Origin of the sequence: Salinimicrobium terrae DSM 17865, from assembly GCF_000424665.1 — a bacterium.
GTDB classification, from domain to species: Bacteria; Bacteroidota; Bacteroidia; order Flavobacteriales; family Flavobacteriaceae; genus Salinimicrobium; species Salinimicrobium terrae.
The window spans coordinates 236781-256298 of sequence record NZ_KE384221.1 but is presented as its reverse complement, the minus strand read 5'-3'; the positions used below and the strand labels follow the sequence as shown (position 1 = coordinate 256298).

General features: G+C 40.5%; 18 protein-coding genes and 1 tRNA gene. 11 read left to right on the top strand and 8 right to left on the bottom strand.

All coding sequences use genetic code 11. The annotated features are described in order from the left end of the window. Nucleotides 1-18 precede the first annotated feature (18 nt). From H148_RS0113395 to H148_RS0113380, 4 genes are all read left to right on the top strand, one after another. A complete protein-coding gene (locus tag H148_RS0113395) occupies nt 19-2379 on the top strand; it encodes a TonB-dependent receptor (RefSeq protein WP_029035256.1) in 2361 nt (786 codons plus the stop codon). A gap of 33 nt (nt 2380-2412) precedes the next feature. Next, nucleotides 2413-3639 carry a DUF4374 domain-containing protein gene (locus H148_RS0113390; RefSeq protein WP_029035255.1) on the top strand — a complete coding sequence of 409 codons (1227 nt, stop codon included), beginning with the start codon at nt 2413-2415 and terminating at the stop codon, nt 3637-3639. 53 nt (nt 3640-3692) lie between these two features. Then, nucleotides 3693-4865, top strand: coding sequence for a PepSY-associated TM helix domain-containing protein (locus H148_RS0113385; RefSeq protein WP_029035254.1), 1173 nt, complete (start codon nt 3693-3695; stop codon nt 4863-4865). 202 nt (nt 4866-5067) lie between these two features. Then, nucleotides 5068-7263, top strand: a complete 2196-nt coding sequence (locus tag H148_RS0113380; protein ID WP_029035253.1) for an amino acid permease — start codon at nt 5068-5070, stop codon at nt 7261-7263. Between the two features lie 243 nt (nt 7264-7506). Here H148_RS0113380 and H148_RS0113375 read toward each other — a convergent pair whose 3' ends face one another. Together H148_RS0113375 and H148_RS0113370 are read right to left on the bottom strand one after the other, a co-directional pair. Beyond that, nucleotides 7507-8310 (bottom strand): peptidase associated/transthyretin-like domain-containing protein, encoded by an 804-nt coding sequence (locus H148_RS0113375; protein WP_029035252.1) that lies wholly within the window; start codon nt 8308-8310, stop codon nt 7507-7509. 124 nt (nt 8311-8434) lie between these two features. Next, nucleotides 8435-9229 carry a hypothetical protein gene (locus H148_RS0113370; protein ID WP_029035251.1) on the bottom strand — a complete coding sequence of 265 codons (795 nt, stop codon included), beginning with the start codon at nt 9227-9229 and terminating at the stop codon, nt 8435-8437. 286 nt (nt 9230-9515) lie between these two features. Between H148_RS0113370 and pepE the strand changes: the two genes are divergently transcribed. Both pepE and H148_RS0113360 read left to right on the top strand, forming a co-directional pair. Beyond that, a complete protein-coding gene (gene pepE / locus H148_RS0113365) occupies nt 9516-10223 on the top strand; it encodes a dipeptidase PepE (protein WP_029035250.1) in 708 nt (235 codons plus the stop codon). Continuing rightward, nucleotides 10210-11139, top strand: a complete 930-nt coding sequence (locus H148_RS0113360) for a glutaminase (protein ID WP_029035249.1) — start codon at nt 10210-10212, stop codon at nt 11137-11139. The genes pepE and H148_RS0113360 overlap by 14 nt, the downstream gene beginning before the upstream one ends. Nucleotides 11140-11259: 120 nt before the next feature. Here H148_RS0113360 and H148_RS0113355 read toward each other — a convergent pair whose 3' ends face one another. The 5 genes from H148_RS0113355 to H148_RS0113335 all read right to left on the bottom strand — a co-directional run bounded on the left by H148_RS0113355 (nt 11260) and on the right by H148_RS0113335 (nt 14017). Next, nucleotides 11260-11865, bottom strand: coding sequence for an alpha-ketoglutarate-dependent dioxygenase AlkB family protein (locus H148_RS0113355; RefSeq protein WP_029035248.1), 606 nt, complete (start codon nt 11863-11865; stop codon nt 11260-11262). A 108-nt stretch (nt 11866-11973) separates the two neighbouring features. Continuing rightward, nucleotides 11974-12792, bottom strand: coding sequence for a GNAT family N-acetyltransferase (locus H148_RS0113350; RefSeq protein ID WP_029035247.1), 819 nt, complete (start codon nt 12790-12792; stop codon nt 11974-11976). A 12-nt stretch (nt 12793-12804) separates the two neighbouring features. Further along, nucleotides 12805-13002, bottom strand: coding sequence for a hypothetical protein (locus tag H148_RS0113345; protein ID WP_029035246.1), 198 nt, complete (start codon nt 13000-13002; stop codon nt 12805-12807). Nucleotides 13003-13438: 436 nt separating this feature from the next. Further along, a tRNA-Gly gene (locus H148_RS0113340) sits at nt 13439-13511 on the bottom strand. 53 nt (nt 13512-13564) lie between these two features. Beyond that, nucleotides 13565-14017, bottom strand: a complete 453-nt coding sequence (locus tag H148_RS0113335) for a GNAT family N-acetyltransferase (RefSeq protein WP_245583429.1) — start codon at nt 14015-14017, stop codon at nt 13565-13567. A gap of 32 nt (nt 14018-14049) precedes the next feature. On the opposite strand from H148_RS0113335, the gene H148_RS0113330 reads away from it, so the two are divergent. The 4 genes from H148_RS0113330 to H148_RS17935 are packed head-to-tail and all read left to right on the top strand — an operon-like array spanning nt 14050 to nt 16979. Then, nucleotides 14050-14610 (top strand): ClpP family protease, encoded by a 561-nt coding sequence (locus tag H148_RS0113330; protein ID WP_029035244.1) that lies wholly within the window; start codon nt 14050-14052, stop codon nt 14608-14610. 1 nt (nt 14611) lies between these two features. Continuing rightward, the gene (locus H148_RS0113325; protein ID WP_029035243.1) at nt 14612-14908 is read left to right on the top strand and encodes a GNAT family N-acetyltransferase; all 297 of its coding nucleotides are present in this window, start codon (nt 14612-14614) and stop codon (nt 14906-14908) included. 14 nt (nt 14909-14922) lie between these two features. Continuing rightward, nucleotides 14923-15366, top strand: a complete 444-nt coding sequence (locus H148_RS0113320) for a GNAT family N-acetyltransferase (RefSeq protein ID WP_029035242.1) — start codon at nt 14923-14925, stop codon at nt 15364-15366. Then, entirely contained in the window at nt 15363-16979 is a 1617-nt protein-coding gene (locus H148_RS17935) for a L,D-transpeptidase family protein (protein WP_083961669.1), read from the top strand. The genes H148_RS0113320 and H148_RS17935 overlap by 4 nt, the downstream gene beginning before the upstream one ends. Before the next feature lie 3 nt (nt 16980-16982). Here H148_RS17935 and H148_RS0113310 read toward each other — a convergent pair whose 3' ends face one another. Next, nucleotides 16983-17726 (bottom strand): murein L,D-transpeptidase catalytic domain family protein, encoded by a 744-nt coding sequence (locus tag H148_RS0113310; protein WP_029035241.1) that lies wholly within the window; start codon nt 17724-17726, stop codon nt 16983-16985. A 272-nt stretch (nt 17727-17998) separates the two neighbouring features. Between H148_RS0113310 and gpmI the strand changes: the two genes are divergently transcribed. Next, nucleotides 17999-19516: a 2,3-bisphosphoglycerate-independent phosphoglycerate mutase gene (gene gpmI / locus H148_RS0113305; protein WP_029035240.1), complete on the top strand. Its 1518-nt coding sequence runs from the start codon at nt 17999-18001 to the stop codon at nt 19514-19516. Nucleotides 19517-19518: the final 2 nt, after the last annotated feature.

The window sequence follows — 19518 nt, the reverse complement described above, 5'->3', positions numbered from 1 at the left end:
CTTAATCTAAAGAAGTTAATGAGCCCACAGAGCCGCCGTTTTATTCTTAGTGTGCAAGCTTTATTGTTTGCCTTTTTAGCGAGCGGACAAGAAAATGAAATTCTGATAAGCGGGAAGGTTACGGATAATGACTCCTCACCTCTTCCGGGGATAACTGTATATCTTGAGGGAACGCAAAATGGAACAGTAACCGATGTTAACGGAAAATATTCCCTACTGGTAGAACCCGGAGAAATTCAACTTGTTGTAAGGGGACTGGGATTTCAGCCGGAAAGGATGAAAATCAGCATTTCAGAAAATGAACAGCTTAAAGTTAATTTTGTTCTTCAGGAAGATCAAACGGAACTTGGGGAAATTCAGATAACAGGGAAAACAGATGCTCAGGTCTTGAGGGAGACGGCTTATAAGGTGGACGTACTGGAAGCAGCAAAATACCAAAACCTGTCTGTTGATTTAAACCAGTTACTAAAAGGAACAGCCGGATTAAACATTAGGGAAACAGGAGGATTGGGATCAGGCTTCAGCCTATCCTTGAATGGACTCACCGGAAATCAGGTAAGATATTTCATAGACGGAATTCCCATGGAAAATTTTGGTTCTTCATTGAGCCTCAACAATTTTCCCGTAAATCTCATTAAGAACATTGAAGTTTATAAGGGTGTAGTTCCGGTTTCTTTAGGAGCCGACGCATTGGGTGGAGCAATAAACATTACCACCGGAAGCAGACAAATTTCCTTTCTTGATGCGGCCTACACCATAGGGTCCTTTAATACTCATCGTGCCTCTTTAAATGGGCAATACACTGACAGTGAAAAAGAGTTTTTTTTACGTTTATCCTCTTTCTTCAACCACTCCGATAATGATTACAGAATGCAATCTGTACCACTTTATGATCTTGAGCTTGGGAACTTTCTCGGGGATATTAGTACAAATCGTTTTCACAGTGAGTACACTTCCGGAATGGCTAAATTGGAAGTTGGTCTTTTAAACAAAAGGTTAGCAGACGAATTGAGCATAGGATTAACTTATTCTGAAAATCGCAATAATTTTCAGCATCCGGACAATAATATTAAACGGGTTTTTGGCTCTTTCCACACCACAAATGAGACTCTAATGTTGAGTTCTATTTATAGGAAAAAAATCGGATCACTGGACCTCGAATCATATATTTTGGGAGGAAAAATTCAGCAAAGGGTGGTCGACACCAGTTCCTATAAATATAACTGGGCAGGGGGTCGTATCGAGCGGGTAGAGAATGATATGAAAGGGGAGCTCAATGACCGAAGATCCCTTCTGGAACTCAGTGATAACATCTTTAGAACAAGTATTACAGCAGAATATGACATTGACCTGAACAACAGGTTTAGCACAAACTTTAGTCAGAATTACCTGAGTCGAAGTGGGAAAGATCTGGTAAATGAATTCAATAATTCATACAGCTCACCCAGTCACCTGAACAAAATGGTGGCAGGCGGAGCTTATTCCTTTACTCCTGATTCCGGGAAGTGGGAAGCATCTGTATTTGGAAAACAGTATTGGTACTCCGGAACTATTATTTCTACAGATTATCTGGATAATACTTTAAAAAATGAACTCAATTTGAGTAATACCGGTTTTGGCTTTACAGCCACATATTGGCCTATTAATAAAATTCAGGTAAAAGCTTCATTTGAAAAAGCTTACCGCATGCCCGAGAGTTACGAAATTCTGGGAGACGGTATTTATGTTAGTCCTAATCCCCAGTTAAACCCGGAGAAAAGTTATAACGGAAATTTGGGGGCTGTATATAAAAACATGGTGGCTGATCTTAAGTTTAATGTGGAGACAAATGTTTTCCTGAGGGCATCTCAGAATTTTATCCGGTTCAGACCATTGGGACCCTTCGGTCAATACGAAAATCTTAACAACGTACGCACTGAGGGTATAGAAACTGCAGTTGAACTTAGTTTTAAAGACCGTATTAACCTGGCCGTAAATGGGACCTGGCAAAATCTTACAGATCAAACAAAAACGGATGAAGGTCTGCCCAATGTCAATTACCAAAGCAGAATACCTAATGTACCTTATTTATTTGGTAATGCGAGGCTGGGTTTTCGTCCCTTCCAATCGGTCTTTGGTGGAAACATGCAATTCTACTGGAATACCAGATATGTTCATGAATTCTTTCTCACTTGGGAGAACCTTGGAAGCGAAGCAAACAAGAACGTAATTCCGGCCCAGCTCACGCATGATTTGGAAGTGGAGTACAGTATCATGAATGGTCGCTATAATTTGAGCCTGAGTATAAACAACTTAACTAATGAGGAAGTTTATGACAACTTCAGGATACAAAAGCCCGGCAGAGCTTTTTATCTGAAGTTTAGATATTTACTTCGATAAACAATAAAAATTATTTATTCAAACACCTATTTTATGAAACGTTTAAATTCACTTTTACTTTTAGGAGCTTTAGGGCTTTTTACTACAGCATGCGAGTCTGATGATCCAATTGATCAACCCACCACCCCAGAAGATACAGGGATCACTATGGCCCTAAAAACCACCGGAGGTGATGAATCTGAATTCATTATAATTCAGGAGAATATAATGGAAGGTGAAATCACTGCTCAGGGTACAGGAATTGAACAAACAGGCTGGAGGTTCTATTATCCTGTTGGCAATACTCTTTTTGCATCCGGATATAGCGAGGACAACATGGCAACAGCCTACGTAAAAAATGATGAGGGAGAAATAGTAGAAAGTGGCAAGTTTACTTTCGAAAACGCACTGGAAATGTTTGGACATTCTAATGACGGTGAAACCCTCCTCGCCATGGAGATCCCTCGCACCGGGTATGGAGACAGAAAATTGTATTTTGTAGATGAAAACACTGTGCAGGTTGAGAAGATCGTTTCTACGCAAATATATGCCTCAGAAACAGAAGAAAAAGTGGCATGGCCAACCGCTCTTGAAGTTCGCGGTAATCACCTTTTCATTCCATTTCACAAAATGGATCCGCAAGGGCATTTCACTACCCCAAGCCCGGACTCTGCTTTTGTAGCAGTCTATTCTTTTCCTGATGTGGAGGAAGAACCAATTAAAATAATTTCGGACCCACGTACAGGCAATATTGGTGTTAACGGTGCGACTACAGGGTTAATTGAAGCTGATAACGGAGATCTTTATTCTTTTTCTTCCGGTGCAGTTATGGCCGGCTTTTCTCCGGCTTCTACCAAACCATCGGGTATTTTAATGATCCCGAATGGGGAAACTGAATTTGACCCGAATTATTTCTTTAATGTAGAGAAAGCGACAGGAGGCGAAAAACTCTTCTGGTTTGACTATGTAGGAGGAGATAAAGCTATTGCCCGACTGCTTACTCATGACGATGGTGCTGCCTGGGGAGCTTTTGGCAGGGAAACTTTTAACCAGAGACTGGTGATCCTTGACCTTGAAGCCAAAACCGTGACACCGGTGAGTAACGTTCCTTTACATGCTAAAAGATACTCTTCCCCTGTTTACGTGGAAGACGGAAAGGTTTACCTAAGCATTGAAACGGCCACAGAGGCTTTTGTTTACCAAGTGGATGTAGAATCGGCTACGGCAACAAAAGGAGCTGAAATTCAAGGAAAAACCATCAAAGGTTTTTTCAAACTTTAATTTTACCGGTCCCATGAAGACCTTCTGGTGCATGGGACCTTTTTTGTTTTGGTATGGAAAAGAAGAAGAGCAAATCGAATTTTAAGAAAGTAATCAGGCAGATTCATCTCTATCTTGGATTAATCACGGGTGCAATTGTATTTGTAATTGCAATTACCGGTTGTATGTGGGTTTTTCAGGAGGAGATCAATATGCTAGCCAATGATCTTCCTGAATTTGAACAAAGGAACGAGCCTATACTTTCCCCTTTGGAGGCACGTGGCATAGCTCAGAAAGTTTTCCCCGAAAACAATGTACACGGTACTGTTTATGCCGAAGAGACCGATCCTATAGAAGTCATTTTTTACGAGTTGGAACCTGAATTTTATCAGTCTGTATTTCTTCATCCTTATACCGGGGAAATCCTTAAAGTAGAAGATCATATGACAGGATTTTTCCATTTTATTCTGCATGGCCACATGTATTTATGGCTTCCTGAAGAAATAGGGAGTCAGGTCGTGGGCTGGAGTACCTTCATCTTTTTTCTTATGCTGGTTACCGGTATCATACTTTGGTGGCCGAAGAACAAGAAAATGAAAAACCAACGTTTTTCATTTGACTGGAAAAAAAGTACAAAGTGGAAACGAAAGAACTTTGATTTACATTCGGTCTTAGGGTTCTATGTAAGTTTTATTGCAGTTGTTGTAGTATTTACCGGATTAGTTATGGTCTTTGATTGGTTTGAGAACGCTGTCTATAAAGGCGTAGGTGGAGAGAAAGAAGTTGTTTTTTCCATTCCGGAAAACACAACCGGTACTTTTAAGCCTACTGAAAATCCTCCCATCGAATCTCTCCTTGCAAACCTGAAAAATGAATTTCCTGAAGCAGTAGATTTTGAGATCCACTATCCATATACCGAAACTTCGAGTATATATGTTGAAATTGCCTATGAGGATGGGGTTTATTATAGTGCAGATTACCGTTTTTATGATCAAAATACGCTGGAGGAGATTGAAACCCCAAGTATTTATGGAGCTTATGAAGAAGCGGGATTTTCAGAAAAAATGATCAGGATGAATTTCGACATTCATGTTGGTGCGATTGCCGGACTTCCAGGGAAAATAATTTCTTTTTTTGCCAGTCTCATCTGTGCAAGTTTGCCGGTAACAGGCTTTTTATTATGGTACGGAAGAAAATATAAAAAGAGAAAACCCCAATTGAGATCTGAAAAAATGGAACTGGCTTAAATTATTTTCCCACATCCCGAATTCTCTTTAAGAAAGAGAATTCTGAACTGAATTTTATTTTGGTAGGAAATCAAATTCTTTAATCTCAGATTATGTTTTTTCCAGACCTTCCTCAAACTTCATAAAAAAGAAATAAAAATTTTCTTTTTATTTCTACCTCTGCATTTCCTTTTCTATATTGAAGTGTCTATTGCACAATAATTTGGAAAACAAAAACAAGAAGAAGGTAAGCCCCGTAAAATCTTCCGGCCTCAGCACTTTTGCGGGTGTTTTCACACCATCCATTCTCACCATACTGGGAGTGATCATGTACCTTCGGTTTGGCTGGGTAGTAGGTAATGTTGGTCTAGTAGGCAGTCTTATAATTGTTACTCTGGCTACATCTATCACTTTCCTCACTTCTCTTTCCCTTGCGGCTATAGCCACAGATCAACAGGTAAAGATTGGTGGTGCTTATTATATGATAAGTCGATCCCTTGGGATCGAGAGTGGAGGCGCAGTTGGTATTTCTCTGTACCTGGCCCAGGCCTTATCTGTTTCCATGTATACGGTGGGTTTTGCTGAAAGTATAGTGCAAGTTTTCCCTCAATTAAATGAAAAAATAATAGCCGTTGCCGCTATTCTTTTTGTTGCCGGCGTAGCCCTTGTTTCGGCCAAAGCAGCCAGCCGGGTACAATATTTTATTCTTGCCGCAATTGTCATTTCTCTTATTTCATTAATTTTTGGTAGCCCAATTGAATCTACCGAAATAGAATTATGGGGTGCATCTCCAGAAAATTCAGTTCCGTTTTGGGTTGTTTTTGCGGTTTTCTTTCCCGCAGTAACAGGTATTGACGTGGGGGTCAATATGTCTGGAGATTTGAAGGACGCTGCTAAGTCAATACCTAAAGGCACTTTTATGGCTGTAGGTGCGGGTTATGTAATTTACATGGTTTTACCAATAATTCTGGCTACGCGTGCCGACGCCAGTAGTCTTATAGAAGACCCAATGATCATGCGAAGGATCGCCTTTTGGGGAGATGCTATCCTAATAGGTGTTTGGGGTGCTACATTATCCAGTGCTCTTGGCAGCACCATGGCTGCCCCCAGAGTGCTGCAGGCACTTGCCCGGGATGGAGTCTTACCTCCTGTAATGGCGAGATTAGGGAAGGGAAGCGGAAAAGAAAACCTTCCCCGAATGGGTACTATTTTCACCCTTATTTTTACTATTACCGCCGTACTTCTAGGAGATTTGAACATGATAGCCCCGGTGCTAACAATGTTTTTCCTTACAGCTTATGGGGTGTTGAATATCTCTGCAGGAGTTGAAAATATTCTGAAATCCCCGTCATTCCGTCCACGTTTTAAAGTTCACTGGTTTTTTTCCCTATTAGGGGCAGCAGGTTGTATAAGTGCTATGATCTTAATTAATCCTTTGGCAACTTTTATCGCAGCTATCTTTGTATCTGCTATTTTCTTCTGGCTCAAACGCAGGAATCTTGAGAGAACCTGGGGAGGAGTAGGACGTGGAATTCTATTAAGCCTCATCCGGTCCAGCTTAATGCGTCTTGGGGAAGTAGCCGATCCTAAAAACTGGCGTCCTCACTTCCTGGTCTTGTCGGGAGCTCCTTTGAGCCGTTGGCATCTCATAGCTATGGCTAACAGCTTTGTACAGGGAAAGGCTTTAATGACAGTAGCGACAGTTCTTACGAACAGAAATATTAACAAGAAAAGAATAATAGAGCTGGAACGGCATACCAAAGAATTTCTTTCCAGAAAAGGAATTTACAGTTTAGTCCGTATAGTGCCGGCCGCTAATCCATATGTCGGAGCTAAAACAATGGTAGATAATTATGGACTGGGCACCCTGGTTCCCAATACCGTTATCCTTGGAGATACCAGGGAGGAAAGTCACCTACCTGATTATTGTGATATGATCAATTATTTTTTCAGGTCGCAGCGTAATGTAATGATCCTGGATATGGAGGCAGATTACAATGCTAATCCTAAAGAAAAAATAGATCTCTGGTGGGGAGGTTTAAAATTAAACGGGGCGCTAATGATCGTAATGGCGCATATGCTGAAACGGAGCCGGGAATGGAGCGAGGCAGACCTTACCATTAAAATGGTCGTAGCAAATGAGTCCGCCGCTATAGGAGCTGAACAAAACCTGGCTAAAATGATTGATAAAATGCGTTCTAATGCAGGTTATGAAGTCATAATAGCAGCTGGCAAAAACTTCCCGGAAATCCTTGCCGAATCAAGCCAAAAAGCCGATCTCGTTTTTCTTGGATTAAAAGAACCCGATGTTGATTATGCAGACTACTACCGGGAACTGCAGGCAAAGACTTCCGGCCTTAAAAATAAAGTGTTTTTATTAGCGGGAGAAGACGTTCCCTTTGAAGAAGTGCTGTTTTGAAATTTGATTAAAAGTAAACAGTATTTTCAGAAGCAAAAGCTATTAATGTTCTTCCAGATCGTCTAAAAATTCTAACCTGAAATAAAGACTTTAATTTGTTCAAAAAAGTTGTCAGTTTCCTTTTATTTGTCTTTCTCTATTCCTCTCAGAAAGGTGAAAATCTGATCTCTTTTGGTTAAATTCTGTCACAACAAGTTAGAAAATAGGAGTGAAAATAAAAAATGAGTTTTCAATCTATTTATTTTATTTTTGGCGATAATTCACACTCTGAAGCACCATAAGATCTAGCAGCTGCAACTCTTTTCCCTTTTTTAAAAGAACTTGTGAAACACCCTGATCACTTAGAAAGGCAATAAACGCCGAGATCTTTTCCCTCTCAATTTGAAGCACCTCCTCAAAAAATTGAGGATCATAGCGGCTCGTTAGCTCTTTTTCCAGCATTGTAAAAGATGCTTTTTTCTCAAAAGGATCTACTACTTTGGAATTTGAATTTGGAATCAAAAGATCTACCAGTCCTCCAATGATCATTTTAGGTTGGAAACCATGCTTACCAGTCCCTCCACCCATGGCTGCATTAGACACTGCAGATTGACCATCGGGGGCAAAAGAAAAGTCCATATTGTTTAATTCAGCTGCGGACCATGCAGGTAGATCAAGCTGTTGAATGGGAATATTTTGAAGGTCTGCTGTGAGATTTCCGGTTAGATCATGAGGTTTAATTACAACTTCGGGCAATTCATTTATATTTTCGGTGATCTCTACCTGAAGTGTACCTCTTTTGATCATATTTTCATCCACCACTACCAGAAGGCTCTGGTATTGCAAGGCGGAAAGGTAAAGGGAATCGTTAAGGTTAGCAACAATAGAAAATTCTCCATCTTTTGTTGACACGCTTCCTTTCCCGGTATTTTTGTTATATACAGCTATTCCCGCGGAGTCAGCTTCAGCAGGAACTGTAATTTTTCCGTAAAGCTCAACCTCACCAAACGTCTGGGCAGAAGTGGTAATAAACAAGAAAAGGAAGCTGAGGAGTAGCAGATGCTTCATGTTATAAAGAACGCCAAAATTCCCTAAGAATCACAACGAAAAAGCAAAATTTGTACAGAAAAAACAGCATTTACCTCTCAAAAAGTGGAAAATGAATACTTATTTTTGAAACTAATTTTTTCTTCTATTGGCCCCTTGCTGGATTTGCCTTACGCAGTTTATACTTTTGGCTTTGAGCAACAAGAAATTCTATAAGTGCCATCTCATTTTCGGGCTTCAGCATTTCAGGAGTTAAACCATTGTCTTCAGCAAAAAGAATAAACTCGTGAATGTTCTCCTCCGGGATGTTTAGTTGTTCATTAAAGAAATCGTCCTCGTATAACTGAAGAACCTGGTCATCAATATCTTCATCTCCCCCCACAGTAGTGGTGACATCGCGGGAAGTGAAAATATTTCTAAAAATGTTCGCAATGCCTACCCCGCTGTAGATCATAGCACTTCGCATGGCCGCATTCGGAGGTGAAACCAGGGAGTCCGGTCGAAAAGTATTTTCATAAGGATTTATTTCGGCTGCAGATCTTGTAGGGAGTTCAGCCTCCACTACTGGAATTATTTTCACATCAACCTGTACGTTACCCGAAAGATCATAAGGAGAAACTACAACTTCCGGAAGCTCGGTAATTGCTTCAGAAACAAAAACATTCAGCTGCCGGTTCTCCACCACCCCTTCATCCACAACAACAGAAAAATCCTGAAATTGAAGAGCAGAAAAATGTAGTGTATCTCCGGCAGCCACTCTAACGGTAAACTCCCCTTCTTCATTTACAATAGTCGCATTTTTCGCTGTCCGGTTAACCACGGTGATTCCTTCAGGACTCTCTCCCATAGGTGGAGTAACATTCCCTGAAATTTGCACCCTCGTCTGGGCAAGAACAGATAATGTAATGAAGAAAAGGATACAGGATAAAATGGGTCTCATAATTCGGGTTTTCTTAAAGGAACAAAATCTAATCTTTATAAAAATTTAATTCCCGACTAAATTTTCGTTAAAGATTGGGAAATAGCCATTATTAAACCTAATTAGAAGGCGTTTATTAATAATATGGGTTCGGGAGTTGATGAAGTTTTTTTCCAGGGACCGGATTTAAAAATGTTTCGTCATTTCAAAGGATAAATGAATGACCTTTAATTCATAGAATTGGCCAAATTTTAGAATCTGCCTCTCCCATATTTATTAATTTTACCACAACTGCTAATACCACCACATGAAAAATTTAATTCTTGCCAGTACTTCTACTTTGCATGGCCAGGAATATCTTGAGTACCTAATACCTCTTTTAAAAAGGCATTTTTCGGGATGTAATTATATTTTGTTTATCCCCTATGCACGTCCCGGAGGAATCTCCCATACAGATTATACTGCAACTGCCCAAAAAGCTTTTAAAAAGGCAGGCCTGGAGATTAAAGGAATTCATGAATTTGCGGAGCCTCGAGAGGCTGTCACCAAAGCTGAAGGAATTTTTACCGGAGGAGGAAACACTTTTCTCCTAGTCCAACAGCTTTACAGGTATGACCTGCTCCCAATTCTAAAGGAAACGGTTAAAAATGGAGTTCCTTATTTGGGAACCAGCGCCGGCACAAATATTGCCGGCCTTACTATGAAGACCACCAATGATATGCCCATCGTATATCCGCCTTCTTTTAATACTCTGGGCTTAGTACCGTTCAATATTAATCCCCACTACCTGGATCCAGATCCAGAGTCAACCCATAAAGGAGAGACCCGCGAAACACGCATTAAAGAATTTCATCGTCACAACACCCCTCCCGTTGTAGGTCTACGCGAGGGGAGTTGGCTGGAGGTCAAAGGCAAGGATATAAAATTAAAAGGAGAACTTACAGCCCGAATTTTTGAAGCTAATCAAGAACCATTTGAAGTAGAACCGGAAACCTTATTGAATGACCTCACATAGTGTAGATTATCAAAAAATTCTTAACCAGATCAATCAGGAATACATAGACCAGCCAAGATCGGGTAAGGTCGCATCATACATCCCTGAGTTGGCTAAAGTACCTCCAAATAAATTTGGTATGCACCTTTATGATTTAAAAGGAAATAATTACTGTTTTGGTGACAGTAAAGAACGGTTTTCTATTCAGTCGATTTCCAAGGTTTTTACTCTTTCGCTCGCTATGAAGGTGGTTGGGGACAAGCTTTGGAACCGCGTAGGTGTTGAACCTTCGGGAGATCCGTTTAATTCCCTTTCTCAGCTTGAAAATGATTCGGGAATTCCCCGGAATCCCTTTATTAATGCAGGTGCCCTGGTGGTGGCCGATGTTCTTGTTTCTCATTTTTCAAATCCAAAAGCAGCTTTACTCGCTTTTTTGCACGAGATCACGGGGGATACCAGTATTGATTACGATAATGTGGTCGCAGCCTCCGAAAGATCTGAAGGATACCGCAATTACGCTATGGTAAATTACCTCAAATCTTTCGGAAACATTGAGAATACTGCCGATGAGGTACTAGACTTTTATTTTCACCAGTGTTCTCTCGCTATGTCCTGCCGCGAGCTTTCCAACGCGTTTATCATTTTTGCCAACAACGGTAAAGTAATAGGCTCAGATCGTGAATTCCTTACCGGCCGGCAAGTGAAAAGGATCAATGCCCTTATGCAAACCTGCGGTTTCTACGACGAAGCGGGAGAATTCAGTTTTGAGGTAGGCTTACCGGGGAAAAGTGGAGTAGGCGGTGGAATAGTTGCTGTTCATCCCGATAGATTTGCAGTGACCGTATGGAGTCCGCCGCTCAATCCCAAAGGAAATTCGGCTTTAGGCATGGCCTCTCTCGAGCGGCTCACCACCCTCACAGGATTTTCAATTTTTTAAAATTCCTGAAAATTTTTGTGCGACTAGACTTTTGAAACGTGATAAATTTTAATTCTTAACTCATTACTTTTAAGTTTATCAAATTTTATCTTGATTCTTGGTCCTTGTAACGAAGCGGTCTTAACTCTTTTCTTTTATGACAATATTTCTGAAAGTTAAATTTATCCTCGGCTCCTTAACTTTCTTTGACTTCGGAAGACTATGCAACCAGTATTTCTGAGTTTCCCCGGCCATAAGTAATAAACTTCCCGGCTCAAGCTGAAGTTCATATTTTTCACCGGAAGTTTTATGTTTAAATACGAATCTACGTTCTGCGCCCAGACTAACTGAAGCAATTGCCGGTTGTTTCCCCAATTCGGCTTCGGCATCGCTGTGCCAGGACATTCCCTCCTCTCCTGTGTGATAAAGGTTGAGCAAACAAGAATTAAACTTCAATCCCGTTTCCTCTTCCACCAGGTTCTTCAACTCAATTAATTCGGGGGTCCAGATCTTTGCTTTGCGGGTAATTTTGGAGTAGGTGTATTCAAATTCCTTTTCGCCATACCAGCCCGTCATTCTCCTGGTCACAACCCTTTTACCAAAGATAATTACCTCATCCTGCTTCCAGTCAATTGTTTCCATGAGTCGGTTGAAATAATCACCGGCCAATTTTCCATTGAGAATTTTTCCAAAATAATATGCTTCTCCATCCCTCAACAGCAAGTTTGTTTTCTGATTTTGAACCATGGTGTAACAACTAAATTATTCCTCAATATTCAATTGATTGAAAACCTGAATTTTTTCAAACGATTGGATTTTCCTTTGGGAAATCAAAAATAGCCTATCAGGAATTAATCATAAATAAAATTCCATTTGGTGTTGATTAACTGTATTTTCAAAGTTCCGGGCCAGCAATGCTTCAATAAGTTCAGTACGATGAGCAGGAATATTTTTAATCTTAATTGTGGTAGCCACTCCCGTTACGGCATCAAACAGACCATTGAAATGTTGATTTGCACTTTCTATCTGAAGAATATTTTGAGAATGGTCTATGGTAAAATAACCCGTAGGTTCATTTTCACCATCAATTAGTAAATGAGTTTCGGTGTTCTCCTCGGCTTTTTTAACTGCTTCTGCCGAATTATCCCAACTATAGGATTTTGGATCATAAAGTTCCAGGTCCAGAACTTTTTGATAAGAAATACTCTCTACCTCGTATTCATTTCCCACATCGGCATCCAGAGTTCCTTTGTAAGATTTTAAAATTTGAGTTACTTCGAAACCAATTTTTTCATAGACCTTAACAGCCCTGCCATTTTCAATGATCACTTCCAGCAGGCATTTCACAATTCCTTTATTTTTTAATTTTGGTACAGCATGAGTATAAAGTTTCTCGACAATATTTTTTCCGCGATAAAGGGGAAGTACTCCGGTGCCGCTATTATAAGCTGTAAGTACCTCGTTGTGTTGATCAACACCATGGATAATAAACCCAACGAGTTGATCCTTGTCAAACATACCGAATGAAAGCTCCCAATCTACCCTCGCTGTAGAAAAGCGCTGTTTCCAGTATTCTGTACTCTGCGGAAGGGTGACAAAGTAGTTATCAAAGGCAGAGAGAAAGCAGGAGATAACCTCTTCAAAAGCTGTGCTCGCAAGATTATGTATCTTCATGTACAGGATTCATTAATCCTTTTGTGTCAGTTTTCTTTTCATCATCACTCGTGTTCCTACCACCAGAAATCCTGCAAAAACAGGATACAACATCCAGAAAGTAGAGGCAGCCGTTTCCTCAGAAGTAATAACCGCCATTAAAATGTGGGCCATAGAAGTAAATAGTATTCCAAGGGTTCCTACGAGAAAAACTGAATTTATTTGTCTCATTTTTAAAAGCTTTAGGTGAATAATTATTTAAATTACAAAGTTTGTATTGGGATGCTGCTGTCGTATAGAAAGAATTAACAGTTATATTAAATTAATTGACCTGAGCATTACAGAAATACGAAGCGGTGAGGCTTTAAACGACTTCCCCTCGCCGGATTTTATCCTAAGCTTTACGAGGGGTTCGGGACAGGCTTCTCACCTGCTCTCTCACATTAAAAAAGCCCCGTCTTTCGACGAGGCTTTGAGCGGGAGACCGGGTTCCCCTCGACAACGCTCGGGATAAACTTCTCACCCGCTCACCCGCAAAAAAAAAAAGCCCCATCTTTTTGATGAGGCTTCGAGCGGGAGACCGGGTTCCCCTCGACTACGCTCGGGATAAACTTCTCACCCGCTCACCCGCAAAAAAAAAAAGCCCCATCTTTTTGATGAGGCTTTGAGCGGGAGACCGGGTTCGAACCGGCGACATTCAGCTTGGAAGGCTGACGCTCTACCAACTGAGCTACTCCCGCGTTGGTATTGCTCTGCAAATATATACTGAAAGTTTTTATTGCTCAAAAAATTTTTACAGCTTTTTCAGAAAATGATATCCCTTGATCTCATAGCCTTCATTCAGGTAAAATTTATGGCTGCGATAATTGCTTACGTAACTATTTAATTCTGAAGTTTCACAACCTCTTTCTTCGGAATACCCGTAGATGAATTCGAACAATTTCTTGCCCAGTCCTTTGTTCCGATGTTCTTCCAATATATAGATATGGTCGGGTTCACAGGAACGTCCGGCGTAATGACGGGTCATAAACCATAGTCCAAATACGCCAACGAGCTCTTCTTCCAGAAAAATCCCAAAGCACTCATAATTCTGGCTGAACATTTCCTCAAATCTCTGTGTGAGGATATCATTTGAAAATGTATTACCCATCAACTGCTGGATAAGGGGCAGAATCTGCGGAATTTCTTCCTTTAAAATCTTGTTAAATGCAAGGTTCATCCAGTTCTTTTCTGCAAAAATAGTCATATTTTTAGCTATTAAATATTTTAAAATTTAACATGAAAGACACAGATAAAACGGGGAAACTTCAGGATCAAATAGAACGCTCTCTTCTCAACGAACGCAAAATTTTTCTTTGGGGAACAGTGAACGAAAAAACGGCTAAACATTTAATTGAAAGAATGTTATACCTGGATTCCACAGGTGATGAGGAAATACAATTTTTTATAAGCAGTCCGGGAGGTTATGTTACTTCGGGATTTGCCATCTACGATACGATGTTAGGACTTAATAGTCCGGTTTCCACAATTTGTACGGGTCTGGCGGCTTCAATGGGTTCCATTTTACTTTCTGCCGGGGCAAAAGGCAGAAGGTTTATTCAGCCGCACGCTAAAGTTATGATTCATCAGCCAAGTGGCGGGGCTCAGGGGCAGGCTTCCAATATAGAAATACAGGCAGCAGAAATCCTGAAGATAAAAGAACTAAGCGCACGAATATTGGCTGAGAATTGCAACCAGGATTATGACAGAGTTGTAAAAGATTTTAACCGGGATTATTGGATGGACGCTTCTGAATCTGTCGACTACGGAATTGTAGATCAAATTTTAAAAAAACAATAAAATGAAAAAAGATATTCAGCAAAAAGAAGACGACGGAAAGGGAATGTTCTATATAGAAAAAGACGGTGACATTATTGCTGAACTCACCTACACCCTGCAGGATAATAAGATCATGACACTTGATCATACAGAAACAAATCCTAAATTCGAGGGAGAGGGTCTGGCAAGCAGCCTGGTAAAACACAGTGTGGAGTACGCCAAAGAAAAAGACATCCTTATTGATCCTCTTTGCCGCTATGCAGCAGCTCAATTTGAGCGGCACGAAGAATACCGGGAAGTACAGGCTACCGAAGAGTAATCAATGAGTAAAGCTTGATCCAACAAATTTCAGCGGAAGAAACCTATAGGACGCGGCAGCAGGTGCTGCGACCGGGAAGACCACTTCGGGAGTGTTTTTTTGAGGGAGATCTGGAAGCTGAAACCATCCACCTTGGATATTTCGATGAGGACAATCTGATGGGAGTGGCAACTTATGTCCCTCGCAAAAATGGAATTTTTGACGCACCTTTCCAGTACCAGTTACGCGGAATGGCCGTGCTTCCTGAATTTCGAAAAAAAAGAATTGGGGAAAATCTTCTTCTCGAAGGCGAAAAAATTCTGAAACAAAAGAACCCGGGAGTACTACTTTGGTTTAATGCACGGGAAGTAGCCGTAGATTTCTATAAAAAATATGGTTATAAAACCATTGGATCTTCATTTATGATCCCAAATGTATGCGTGCACATCGTGATGTACAAAAATCCTACTGATTTATGAAAAAATTATTTTTCTACCCTCTAATGATCCTTTTTATTGGCCTGAATTCTTGTGAGGGTGAAAAAGGAGAACCGGGTAGTAGGGAATCCTCGGAAGCGGCAGGTAAAAGTATTGCCAATGCTTCTCCCGATGGCATAAAAACAAGAATATCTTCTGATAATGCCATTTTTGAAGGCGGAACTCTGGAGGAGATCTACAGCCAACGCGACTACAAAAGCCTTTGGACCAGTGGAGATGCCATTCATTCCTTTTACAATAGGTTAAAAGAATCTGACGAAGAGGGCCTTAAATTTACGGACTACCACGGGCAGAAAATCGACTCGCTACTTTCAATTAACGATCTTGACGAAGAAAATGCCGCACATTTGGATCTGCTGCTTTCAGATGCCTTTCTTACCTATGCCCAACACTTGTATTACGGGAAGCTGGACCCTTCAGAATTACATAAATTCTGGGGGATCAATAGAAAGGAGAAAGATTTTTCATCATTGTTGGCACGGGGTCTTGATGATAAAGATTTTGAATCAGTTTTTAATGAGCTTGAGCCCGAGCATCAGGTTTATCATGATCTAAAGAAAAGCCTGGCGGAATATAAGGAACTAAAGGAAAACGAGTCCCCAATCAATAAAATACCACGCGGAGAACTTATTAAGCCCGGAGAATCTGATTCCCGCATTTCAGCTATAACAAAGAGACTTCAGGAATTGCAATTTCTTGAAGTTAATTCCTCGAATGCTGACAGTACTTATTCGGAAACTTTGTTGGAAGCAGTAAAAACTTTTCAGAAGAGCAAAAGTATTCAGACTGATGGTATAATCGGGAATTCTACCATTGATGAATTAAACAAGGGTCCCAGGGATATATACAACCAGATTCTTGCCAATCTGGAGAGATGGCGCTGGTACCCAAGGGATCTCGGAGAGCACTATATTCTCGTGAACATTCCCCATTTTAAGCTGGCAGTTATAAAAGAAGGGGATACTGTTAGACAGCACAATGTAATCGCCGGAGCAAAAGAAAGACCAACTCCCATTTTTTCAGATACGGTGAACCACCTGGTGATCAATCCTACCTGGACAGTCCCTCCTACTATTAAATCTGAAGATATACTTCCAAAAATGGCAGCAGACCCTTCTTATTTGAGAAAGAACAATATGATAGTTACAGGACCAAACGGAGAACGGGTAAACCCTTCAAAGGTGAACTGGAGCAGTAGTGATGCGATGAATTATAATTTTATGCAACAGGCGGGACCTTCAAATCCTTTGGGCAGGGTAAAAATAATGTATCCCAACAAATACCTGATCTATCTACACGATACACCGGCTAAGAGTTTGTTTGGTCAAACCCAGAGAGCAGAGAGTTCGGGTTGTGTAAGAGTGGAAAATGCAATAGATCTTTCGGCTTACATCGTGGAAAACCAACCTGAATGGCAGAAGGACAGAATTGAAGAGACTATACAATCTGGAGAAACAACTACTGTAAATGTAGACCGGCCCATCCAGGTCCATCATCTTTACTGGACTGCCTGGCGGGCCGGAAATGAAACTGTTATTATAAATGATGTATACGACCTTGACGAACAGATCTATACAAAATTGATATTGGATTAAAGATTATACTGCCGGATTATTAAGATAAGAGGATTTGGCAATATATTCCGAATTGGTGTGGTAGATAAATAATGCAGATTTTCCTTTTATTGTATTAATAAGGTCTATAGCAACTTCAGAAGGTACGGCAGGACATCCATAGCTCCGTCCTAATCTTCCAAGTCTTTTAATTGATTCTTCCTTGGCATAATCTGCTCCGTGTATCACCACATAACGCTCACGGGCCTTCGAGTTAAATTCTTTCTCCTGTCCATCAATAAATAGAGAAAGTCCATTTCTACCGTAATAAGTTTCCGCAGTAACATAAAAACCAAGAGAGCTTTGCAAGGAATTTGGAGTGTTTGAAAATTCTGTAGCCATATTTCCTCCGGTATTTTGTCCATGAGAAACATAGGTATGATAAAGAATTGTATTATTCTCCATGTTTAGGATCCACATTCTTTTTTCTGTTGAAGGGAGACTAAAATCTACTATGGTAAGTAGTTCATTTTCAATTTTATTCTCTCCTTTAAGTTTCTTGTATCCGGTAAGCGCATAAGTAAAGGAAATCTGTGATGGCATATCTGCATTTACACTTGCAAATTCTTCATATAAAAGGTTAATTTTTTCTTCGGCGGTAGGTTCGGTCGTTTCTATAACAGAAACTTCAACAGGGGTCTCAACGGTAGGATTAATTGTTGGTTCGTAGGTAGTAAAGGCAAAAGAAGCGGCTATAAAAACGGCGAGTACAATCAGTTTATTTATCATATCGTTTTGTTAATTAGTTAGTTGTCTATAATTATCCAAAGGTCGTACCAAAGACAGGTGTAAGAGAATTAATTCAGTAATAATGAGCCCTTTAACATTTCTCCTCCACGATATTAATAACCCAAGAAATACAAAATTATTGTAAACAAAGAATTGTATTGTGTTAAAGTTTTAAATACGTGTGTTTTCTTTCTCAGGTTCCCTACAGTTCTTAGTATATCTTTCTTGCCTCCAACCCATATTTTGTATCTTTGCCCAAATCTCATTTTACCATGAATAAAAAAGTAATTTTGATGATCCTCGACGGTTGGGGGATCAGCAATGACCCTGCAACTTCAGCCGTTGACAAAGCAAATACTCCATTCATAGATTCTCTTTATAAAAAATACCCTCACAGCCGGCTAAGAACAGATGGAATGAACGTTGGGCTTCCCGAAGGACAAATGGGCAACAGTGAAGTGGGACATATGAATCTTGGTGCAGGAAGAGTTGTGTACCAGGACCTGGCCAAGATCAATCTTGCTGTACAAAATAAGAGCCTTGGAAAAGAACCCGTTTTAGAACAGGCCTTTCAATATGCAAAGAAACATAACAAACCAATCCATTTTATGGGGCTGGTGAGTGACGGCGGGGTTCATTCCCACATTAATCATTTAAAGGGATTGCTTACAGCTGCAGAGGAGTTCGGAATTACAAAAAAGTATGTACACGCTTTTACAGATGGCCGGGATGTCGATCCAAATTCGGGAAAAGGGTTTATTGAAGAACTTGAGCAGCATTTGGAAAAAACCAACGGCAAATTAGCCTCTGTTATTGGAAGATACTACGCAATGGACAGAGATAAACGTTGGGAAAGAACCAAGTTAGCCTATGATCTAATTGTAAAGGGGCAGGGAGAAAAGCGCCGAAATGCTGTCGAAGCCATTCAAAACAGTTATGACGAGGGAGTTACAGATGAATTTATAAAGCCCATAGTCATGACCGACAGCAATGGAAATCCCGTTGCAACTCTTAAGGAGGAGGAAGTGGTGATCTTCTTCAACTTCAGGACAGATCGTGGTCGACAGCTCACAAACGCTTTGACACAACAGGATTTCTCAGACCATGGAATGAAAGCCTTACCTCTCTACTTTGTAACCATAACCCGGTATGATGAGACGTTCAGGAATATTCACGTAGTTTTCAGTAAAGATGACATTAAGGCCACTCTTGGGGAGGTCCTGGAGCGCGCGGGGAAGTCTCAAATTCGCATTGCCGAAACTGAGAAATATCCACATGTTACCTTTTTCTTTTCCGGCGGAAGGGAAAATCCTTTTGAGAGAGAATGCAGACTTATGATCAACTCCCCTAAGGTTGCAACCTATGACTTACAACCCGAAATGAGCGCGTATGAAGTAACTGATGCCATAGTGCCTGAAATTAATAAGAAATCTGCTGACTTTATTTGTCTCAACTTTGCCAATCCCGATATGGTTGGTCATACGGGAGTTTTTGAAGCAGCGGTTAAAGCTTGTGAAACTGTAGATACATGTGCTAAAAGGGTTGTGGATGCCGCTCTTGAAAATGATTATTCGGTACTTGTAATAGCCGATCACGGGAATAGTGAATTTATGGTGAATAGCGACGGAAGTGCAAACACAGCTCATACAACGAATCCTGTTCCTTTTATATTGGTTGATAGTGACGTAAAGACTGTACAGGATGGCATTTTAGGAGATATAGCTCCGACAATCCTTAAACTAATGGGCGTGGAACAACCAGAATTAATGACACAAAAACCTCTTTTTTAATT